Annotated in this window: 5 protein-coding genes; all 5 read right to left on the reverse strand. The window is 65.5% G+C overall.

The window, feature by feature from the left end:
- Positions 1 to 282, reverse strand: a 282-nt coding sequence (locus F0Q45_RS23905; RefSeq protein ID WP_149656265.1) for a PE family protein, incomplete at its 3' end; no start/stop codon positions are given.
- A 151-nt stretch (positions 283 to 433) separates the two neighbouring features.
- Positions 434 to 1,489, reverse strand: coding sequence for a zinc-binding metallopeptidase family protein (locus F0Q45_RS23910; protein WP_149656266.1), 1,056 nt, complete (start codon positions 1,487 to 1,489; stop codon positions 434 to 436).
- Positions 1,482 to 2,411: a transglutaminase family protein gene (locus tag F0Q45_RS23915; RefSeq protein WP_149656267.1), complete on the reverse strand. Its 930-nt coding sequence runs from the start codon at positions 2,409 to 2,411 to the stop codon at positions 1,482 to 1,484. The genes F0Q45_RS23910 and F0Q45_RS23915 overlap by 8 nt, the downstream gene beginning before the upstream one ends.
- Positions 2,412 to 2,512: 101 nt before the next feature.
- Positions 2,513 to 3,586: an FUSC family protein gene (locus F0Q45_RS23920; protein WP_149656268.1), complete on the reverse strand. Its 1,074-nt coding sequence runs from the start codon at positions 3,584 to 3,586 to the stop codon at positions 2,513 to 2,515.
- A gap of 176 nt (positions 3,587 to 3,762) precedes the next feature.
- Positions 3,763 to 5,403: aspartate--tRNA ligase (gene aspS / locus F0Q45_RS23925; protein ID WP_149656269.1), on the reverse strand; the 1,641-nt coding region annotated here is incomplete at its 5' end.

Genomic DNA, 5,403 nt, shown 5'->3' on the forward strand with positions numbered 1-5,403 from the left:
GTTGACGGACTCAGCCTGTTGATAGGCGCTCGCGCCAGCGTTCATGGCCTGCGCGAACGCCTCGTGGAATGCCGCGGCCTGCGCGCTGAGCGACCGGTACTGCTGCGCATGTCCGGCGAACAATGCCGCGACCGCCGCCGAAACCTCATCAGCACCGGCCGCCAACACTGCCGTGATGGGTCCGGCCGCCGCCGCATTAGCCGCGCTCAGCGTCGAGCCCAGACGCACCAGGTCCGCTGCTGCAGCCGCCACCGTGGCCGGCGTCGTTACTAGAAACGTCATCACCATTCCCAACTCACCCAGCCGAAGGCAATCGCATCCAATAGGTGGTGGTACTCCCTATCGCGGCCGCTACCCACCGTCAGGTGGTGGCGCGATCGTATGCACATCGCCGTGGCGGATGCGCTGATTTGAACAGAGTTACGCGGTCGCCTTAGCCGCTCCCGCCGCCCGGGCCAGACAGATCCAAGGCGACTTCGTCAATGGCGTTGTGGATGAACTGCATCTTGTCCAGCACCGCCGGCGGCAGCACAAACGGGTACAGGTCGTTGTGGCCCATGGACCGATTCACCATGTTCAGCGACCATGACAGCGGTAGCCACGTGTCGATGATGGTCTGAAAGGCGCTGGGCCCCAAGGCCGGCCGGTCGAAGGTCGCCGACGCCGGCGCGAACCCGCACCAGGCCGCGGTGTCTAGCGTGTCACGGATATGCAAGTAGTGCGCGAACGTTTCGGCCCAGTCTTCGGCGGGATGCATGGTTGCATATGACGAGACGAAATTTTCCGGCCAGCCCGCGGGCGCACCGTCGCGATAGTGGCGATCCAGCGCTTCCTGGTAGTCGGTGTCCGGATCGCCGAACAACTCTTTGAACCGCGCCCGGTAGTCGCTGGACGGGTCGATCAGTCGGTAGAAGTAGTAGTGCCCGATCTCATGGCGGAAGTGGCCGAGCAGGGTCCGGTACGGCTCGTCCATCTCTACCCGCAGCTGTTCGCGGTGCACGTCGTCGCCCTCGGCTAAATCGAGTGTGATGACGCCGTCGGCGTGCCCGGTGATCACATTCTGGTGCGCACTGGACAGCAACCGGAATGCCAGTCCACAGCGCGGGTCCCCCTCGCGTCCCACGATCGGCAGCTTCAGCTCGTGCAGCTCGGCAACCAGCCGCCGCTTGGCCGCCTCGGCCCGGGCGAACTCCGCCAGGCCCCCGGTGTCATCATCGCGCGGCCGCTCGACGGTCAGCGCGCACGACTCGCACAGCCCATCGGCGTAGTTCGCGGGAACCAGCCAATTACATTCGGCCAGATGAAGATTCGCGCACAGTTGATAGTGTTCGGCGGACACTGCACCGGTATGCCCACTTTCATCGCGTTCGGCGATCACCAGCAAAGCCATCTGGTCGAGTGAAAAGCCCAGCGCGCTGCCGCAGGATAGGCAGGCGGAGTTCTCAAACGTCAGGCGCTGGCCGCAATTGGGGCAATGGAAGTCACGCATGCAACGCATCACCTTTGAATGGCACGACATCGACACCCACGTCGATCACGCTGTGCTCAGAGTTGGTGTAGATGATGCCGCGCACCGGCGGCACGTCTGCGTAGTCTCGGCCGCGCCCCACGACGATGTAGCGCTCGTCGATCAGTTGGTCATTCGTGGGATCCAGGCCGAGCCATTCGAAGTGCCCCGGCCGTTGCGGCGTCCACACCGCCGCCCAGGCGTGGGTGGCGTCGATACCGATCATCCGATCCTTTCCCTCCGGTGGGTCAGTAGCCAGATAGCCAGACACATAACTGGCCGCCAACCCGTTGGCTCGCAGACAGGCGATCGCCAGCCGGGCAAAGTCTTGACATACCCCTTCCTGGGCCGCCAGAACCTCATCTACCCGGGTGGAAACGGTGGTCGATCCGGAGCGGTAGGTGAAGTCGGTGTAGATGCGCGTCGTAAGATCACGCAGCACCTCGACCAGGGGGCGGTCAGGCACGAAACTGGGAGCCGCGTAGTCACGCACCGCAGCAGTGATTTCGGGCGGATCCAGGTCAAGCGTGAAGTCGACAGCCAGCGCACCCCGCGGCGCGCTGGGCCGGGCGGCTTCCCACGGTTGCAGCGCCGGCCCGCTGGTATACAGCCCGGACGCCGGCGGCACCACGTCGACGATGGAGTCACTGGTGATCGTCAGCGCACGATGCGGTTCGGTGACGTGGAAATAGGAGCTGATGTTGCCGTACGTGTCGCGACTGGTGGAGCGGTCGGTGGGGGTCGGCTCGACGGTCAGCCGGTGGGCGACACAGCGTTGACGCGACGAGTCGCGCGGGGTGAGAAAACCACGTCCGTACGAGCTGGTCACGACATCGGAGTAGCGGTATTCGGTACGGTGTGTGACTCGATAACGTCTGGTGGGCTCATCACAAGGCAGGGACAACGGCTAACTCCTCGACGCTAAGCGGGATGAATGCGCCACGAAACCGAACCCTACTGAACCAGCGGGATGCTGGTGGCGCATCGAGGCCTCAACAGAACCCGTCAGCGTGCGCCGCTCTGCAGGCTGCTCGGGAATTCGACCACCTGTTGGAGGTCATCCACACAGGCGAGGACGACATCAGCGAGCACGACCGCGTTTCGGTCGGTAGCAGCCGTTAGCAGCTCCGAGGCCCCGCCGCGCGCAGCGGTGATGTGTTCGGTCGCCGCCGCAGGATCCCGGTCGGCCGCCATGGTGCCCGCGGCCAGGTCGCTCAACACAGCGAGCACCGGCTGTGGATCCGCGGCCTTATCGGGCCCAGTAACGGTGCGAGCCAGGTGCATCACCGAACTAACTAGGAGACCCAATCGCGTCGCCTGTTCGTCGACATCTCCGATGGTGTCCTTCATCGCCCAGCGGCGCGGTGCGATCCGCGTCACCAGGTGGGCAGTGGCACGAACCTGGATCAGCCCGTCCAGCTCGCGGTGCATCCGGTCGACGGCTGCCCTGGGCCAGTCTGCAGGGATACTTCCGGGACCGCTCAGCACCTCAGCCACCTGACACAAGGTTTCATGCACGGCAGCCAGGACGGCGGCCCGGGAAGTACACAACATGTCGACTGGGTTGGCCGGGAACAGCAGAATGGCAAAGACCAGGGCCAGACCGCCACCGACGAGCGCATCGAAGAGCCGTTCGCCTACCACACCTTCTCCGGTAGGGGCGAACACCAGGACCAGCACCGCCGAGACCGCGGTCTGGTTGACGAACATCAGGCCTTGGGCAATGAGACCGAACGCGCTCAGTACCGCGATACTCAGCGCGATGAACACCGCGACCGCCATGGCGCTTGGTCCTGCACCCAGGACGGGATGCACGCTGGCGCCCAGGACAATCCCCAGCGCCACCCCGACGATCATCTGCGCGGCGCGCAGACCCCTCAGCACGTTGGTCGCCGACATGCACACCACTGCGGAGATCGGGGCGAAGAACGGCTGGCGATGGTGCAGCACGTCATGGGTGAGAAACCAGGCAATGCCGGCTGCCACCGATGTCTGAGTGATCGGCCACAACGCTGCGCGTAGCCGCTGCACAGCCGCACGGCTGCCCTGGCTCACTCGGGTAAGCAGGGAACTGTTCATGATCTCTGCTTACCCGACGCTGCCCGCAAGGTCGGCGAACCTACAGCCGGCGCAGCTCGAACCGCGGGATCACCCGGCTGGTTCGCCTGGTAATCGCCGAAACCGACGGCCACCGCGGCGACTCTTCGGAACACCTCGCTAGGCGAGGTATCGTCGCCGGCGCGGGTCATGAGCGGTCAAATCGGTTTGGGTTGGGCGTCTATTCCAGACTCCTTGCGCTGCCGGGCGGTGATGGGCGCCGGCGCGTTGGTCAGCGGGTCGACGCCACCACCGGTCTTGGGGAACGCGATCACCTCACGGATGGAGTCCGCGCCGGCTAACAGGGCAGTGATCCGGTCCCAGCCGAACGCGATGCCGCCATGCGGCGGCGCGCCAAACATGAAGGCCTCCAACAGAAATCCGAACTTCTCGGCCGCATCGGCCTGGTCCAGGCCCATCACGGCAAATACCCGTTCCTGAATGTCGCGGCGGTGGATACGAATCGAGCCGCCACCGATCTCGTGGCCGTTGCAGACGATGTCGTATGCGTCGGCCAGCACGCCGCCCGGATCGGTATCGATGCGGTCCTCGAACTCCGGCTTGGGTGCGGTGAACGCGTGGTGCACGGCCGTCCAGGCCCCGGAGCCGACGGCCACATCACCGGACGCGGTGGCATCTTCTGCGGGCTCGAACAGCGGTGGGTCGACCACCCAGACAAATGCCCATGCTGTTGGGTCGATCAGGTTGAGCCGGTGGGCGATCTCGCTGCGGGCTGCCCCCAGTAGAGCCCGCGATGACTTCGCCGGGCCGGCCGAGAAGAAGATGCAGTCGCCAGGTTGGGCCCCGACATGCGCGGCCAGCTCCTCGCGTTCGCCGTCGCTCAGATTCTTGGCCACCGGACCGCCTAATGCGCCGTCCTCGCCGACCAACACGTAGGCCAGGCCGCGGTGGCCGCGCTGTTTGGCCCACTCCTGCCAGCCGTCCAGCGTCCGCCGCGGCTGCGACGCCCCGCCGGGCATGACTACGGCACCGACGTAGGGCGCTTGGAAAACCCGAAATGTGGTGTCTTTGAAGAACTCTGCGCACTCCACCAGCTCGAGGCCAAACCGCATGTCGGGCTTGTCGGAGCCGAACCGCCGCATGGCCTCGGCATAGCTGATCCGCACGATCGGCGTCGGGATCTCGTAGCCGATCAACGCCCACAGCGCGGTGAGTATCTCTTCGGAGACCGCGAGAATGTCCTCGACGCCGACGAAGCTCAGCTCCATGTCGAGCTGGGTGAACTCGGGCTGGCGGTCAGCACGAAAATCCTCGTCGCGGTAGCACCGGGCAATCTGGTAGTAGCGCTCCATCCCGGCCACCATCAACAGCTGCTTGAACAGCTGCGGACTTTGCGGCAACGCGTAGAAGGACCCCGGGTGCAACCGGGCCGGCACCAAGAAATCGCGCGCGCCTTCCGGGGTGGAGCGGGTGATCGTCGGGGTCTCGATCTCGACGAATTCGTGGCGCGCCAGCACGGCGCGGGCGGCGGCATTTACCCGGGAGCGCAACCGAATTGCCGAGGCCGGACCGTCGCGGCGCAGGTCCAGGTAGCGGTACTTGAACCGCAACTCCTCCCCCGCGGGCTCGTCAAGCTGAAACGGCAGCGGCGCACACTCGCCGAGCACCGTCAGCCTGGTGGCGTTGACCTCGACGTCCCCGGTGGCGATCTCCGGGTTGGCGTTGCCTTGGGGACGGACCTCGACGACTCCGGAGACCGCTACGCAGAACTCAGCACGCAGCCGGTGCGCGTGGGCGAGCACCTCGGGTTCGCGGAAGACCACCTGTGCGACGCCGGA

The organism is Mycobacterium simiae (assembly GCF_008370645.1).
GTDB lineage: Bacteria > Actinomycetota > Actinomycetes > Mycobacteriales > Mycobacteriaceae > Mycobacterium > Mycobacterium simiae_A.